The sequence below is a fragment of the Streptomyces prasinopilosus genome (genome assembly GCF_001419695.1).
Lineage (GTDB): Bacteria > Actinomycetota > Actinomycetes > Streptomycetales > Streptomycetaceae > Streptomyces > Streptomyces prasinopilosus.
Window position 1 is genome coordinate 1 of the sequence record NZ_LIRG01000784.1, and the last position, 2,975, is coordinate 2,975.

The following is a 2,975-nucleotide window of genomic DNA, read 5'->3' on the forward strand; positions in this document are numbered from 1 at the left end:
CACGATCACCAGGGACACGCCGAACACGGCGATCACGACGAGCACCACGGCGAGCGTGGACTGGATCAGTCGGCGGCGCATGTCCTCATATCCGAACCGGGATCACGACGTACGGGGGGTCAGCTCTTCTCGAAGCGGAACCCCACGCCTCGTACGGTCGCGATGTAGCGGGGGTTGGCCGCGTCGTCGCCGAGCTTCTTGCGCAGCCAGGAGATGTGCATGTCGAGGGTCTTGGTGGACGACCACCAGGTGGTGTCCCAGACCTCGCGCATCAGCTGGTCGCGGGTGACGACCCGGCCCGCGTCCCGCACCAGGACCCGCAGCAGGTCGAACTCCTTGGCGGTGAGCTGGAGTTCCTCCTCGCCCATCCACGCCCGGTGCGACTCGACGTCGATGCGCACCCCGTGCGTCGCGGGCGGCTGCTGCGGTTCGGCGGCACCGCGCCGCAGCAGGGCCCGGACCCGGGCGAGCAGTTCGGCGAGGCGGAACGGCTTGGTGACGTAGTCGTCGGCGCCGGCGTCCAGACCGACCACGGTGTCGACCTCGTCGGCGCGCGCGGTGAGGATCAGGACCGGGACCGTGTGTCCGGCGGAACGCAGCCGGCGGGCGACCTCCAGGCCGTCCATGCCCGGCAGCCCGAGGTCCAGCACCACCAGGTCGACGCCGCCCTGCAGGCCTGCGTCGAGCGCGCTGGGTCCGTCCTCACGCACCTCCACCTCGTAGCCCTCCCTGCGCAGGGCGCGGGCCAGCGGCTCCGAGATGGACGCGTCGTCCTCGGCGAGCAGTACACGGGTCATGGACTGATGGTAGTCCCGCGCGGACACGGCCCGGGGCGTGATCACCGGCACCGGTCCCCACCCGGCGCACACCGGATCCGCACGTCCGGCCCCCGGGCGCCGCCCCTGGGAATGGGGGTGCGAACCTGGAGAAGACCTTCGATGGGGCGGCCGCGGTTCCCCCGGAACCTGTGATCCGCGTCTCAAGTCCTTCCATATCGGGCGGTGTCCTGCCGTATGGTGAACCAACGCCTGTTGCACCACGGGGACCTTTGGCGCAGTTGACGCCGAAGGTCTCTTTCGTGTGCGGGCCGGCCTTCCGCCGACCCGTCCCGGCCGGCCCCGCCGGTTCCGGAAGAAATGACCTGTGGCCGGGCCTCGGCGCGCATGGACGCGCGTAGAGGCGTGGATCCCGGTGGTCGCCGTCCGCCGCTCCATGATCTGGAGCGGCGTCCCCAGGGCGTGGGGGCGGACGGCAGGGCCTGCCGGTGCCGGCCAGCCCCCCACCGGGCGCGTGCGCACTCGTGCGACGCGTCCCGACCCACAAGGAACGACCATGGCGTCCAGCCTGACGAAGGACTCGGCCTCACCGGGCATCCCCGGTTCCGGGAAGACCTTCTTCGGCCACCCCCGCGGACTGGCCACTCTCTTCATGACCGAGATGTGGGAGCGGTTCTCCTACTACGGCATGAGGGCCCTGCTCCCGCTGTACCTCGTCGCCCCGGGCGGCATGGCGATGAGTGCCGGTACCGCGACGGCCGTCTACTCGGTGTACCTGTCGCTGGTGTACCTGCTGACGATGCCGGGCGGCTGGTTCGCCGACCGGATCCTGGGACCGCGCAAGACCGTCGCCGCCGCCGGCGTGGTCATCATGCTCGGCCACCTGACGCTGGCCCTGCCGTCCGCGGGCACCTTCTACGCCGGTCTCGGCCTGGTCGCGATCGGCTCCGGCCTCCTCAAGGCCAACATCTCCACGATGGTCGGCCAGCTGTACGACGGCCCGGACGACCCGCGTCGCGACGGCGGCTTCACCGTCTTCTACATGGGCATCAACCTCGGTGCCTTCGCCGCGCCGCTGGTCATCGGCACCGTCGGCGAGAACGTCGGCTGGCACTTCGGCTTCGCGCTCGCCGCGGTCGGCATGGGGCTCGGCCTGCTCCAGTTCCTGCTGGGCAGCCGCCACCTCGCCCCGCAGTCCAGCGTCGTGCCCAAGCCGCTGTCCGCCGCCGAGAAGTCCGCCACGCTGCGCAAGTCCGCCCTCTGGGCCGGCATCGCCGTCGTCGCGTACGCCGTCGTCGGCCTCTCGGGCAACTACACGCTGAACTGGATCCTGGTCCCGCTGACCCTGCTCGGCGTGATCATCCCGGTGCTGGTGCTGGTGCGGATCAAGCGCGACCGGGAGCTGGACCGGGACGAGCAGTCGAAGATGTCCGCGTACATCTGGTTCTTCGTGGCCGCGGCCGTGTTCTGGATGATCTACGACCAGGGCGGCTCGACCCTGTCGATCTTCGCCAACGCGTCGGCGGACAACAGCGTCTTCGGCTGGGAGTTCCCGGTCTCCTGGTACCAGTCGGTCAACCCGGTCCTGATCATGGCGCTGGCCCCGGTCTTCGCCTGGTTCTGGCTGGCGCTGAACCGGCGCGGCAAGGAGCCCAGCACGATCGTGAAGTTCGGCTCCGGCCTGGTGCTGGTCGGCGCGTCCTTCTTCCTGTTCCTCGCCCCGCTGTCCATCGCCGAGGGCGGTCACAAGGCCGCGGCGGCGTGGCTGGTGGCGATCTACTTCACGCAGACCGTCGGCGAGCTGCTGCTCTCCCCGGTCGGCCTGTCGGTGACCACGAAGATGGCGCCGGCGAAGTACGCCTCGCAGATGATGGGCGTCTGGTTCCTGGCCGTCACCGCCGGTGACGCCACGACCGGCCTGCTCTCCATCGCCGGCGTCGACCTGAACCGGCCGGGCGTGGTCGCGATGGAGGCGACCCTCGCGGTGGTCGCCGGTGTCGCGGTGTGGATGTACCGCAGCAAGGTCAAGGCGCTGATGGGCGACGTCCGCTGAGGTCGCGCGCACGCGCCCGTGAGGCGGCGGTGACGCCGTGAGGCGGTGACCCGGGCGGCTCGCCGCCCCGGTCGCGCCCGCGGGCCGCACCCACGACCCGGAGAGGGCCCCGCGTCCGTACGTGCAGCACGTACGGGCGCGGGGCC

2 protein-coding genes are annotated in these 2,975 nt (G+C 71.0%); one reads left to right on the top strand and one right to left on the bottom strand.

Annotated features, from left to right (window positions below; translation table 11 throughout):
- Positions 1-119 precede the first annotated feature (119 nt).
- Entirely contained in the window at positions 120-797 is a 678-nt protein-coding gene (locus AOK18_RS26410) for a response regulator transcription factor (protein WP_055573025.1), read from the bottom strand.
- Positions 798-1,332: 535 nt separating this feature from the next.
- On the opposite strand from AOK18_RS26410, the gene AOK18_RS26415 reads away from it, so the two are divergent.
- Complete coding sequence (locus tag AOK18_RS26415; protein WP_055695969.1) at positions 1,333-2,829, top strand: oligopeptide:H+ symporter; 1,497 nt, start codon at positions 1,333-1,335, stop codon at positions 2,827-2,829.
- Positions 2,830-2,975 lie beyond the last annotated feature (146 nt).